Here is a 610-nt window from a genome sequence, read left to right on the forward strand (position 1 = left end):
CCGTCCCCTCTCGAGGTAACATGGGTTATTAACTTGACTTATAGGAGGAACTTATGGTAGTAGCATTTTTGTTTCCGTCCCCTCTCGAGGTAACATGGGTTATTAACCGTAACTCAATGATTATTATTGATAAAATAAACGTGTTTCCGTCCCCTCTCGAGGTGACATGGGTTATTAACCACTGTCTCTGTCCATAAGGACAAAGGTAGCCATCGTTTCCGTCCCCTCTCGAGGTAACATGGGTTATTAACCGTAACTCAATGATTATTATTGATAAAATAAACGTGTTTCCGTCCCCTCTCGAGGTAACATGGGTTATTAACCGTAACTCAATGATTATTATTGATAAAATAAACGTGTTTCCGTCCCCTCTCCAGGTAACATGGGTTATTAACCACTGTCTCTGTCCATAAGGACAAAGGTAGCCATCGTTTCCGTCCCCTCTCGAGGTAACATGGGTTATTAACTGAAAATATGCCGTATGCAAATACAACAGCTATTTCAAGTTTCCGTCCCCTCTCGAGGTAACATGGGTTATTAACTGTTGTCGGTTGGCCTTTCTACATCGCCTTTCCTGTGTTTCCGTCCCCTCTCGAGGTAACATGGGTTA

The organism is Streptococcus sp. HMSC071H03 (assembly GCF_001813035.1).
In the GTDB taxonomy this organism is placed as follows: Bacteria; Bacillota; Bacilli; order Lactobacillales; family Streptococcaceae; genus Streptococcus; species Streptococcus anginosus.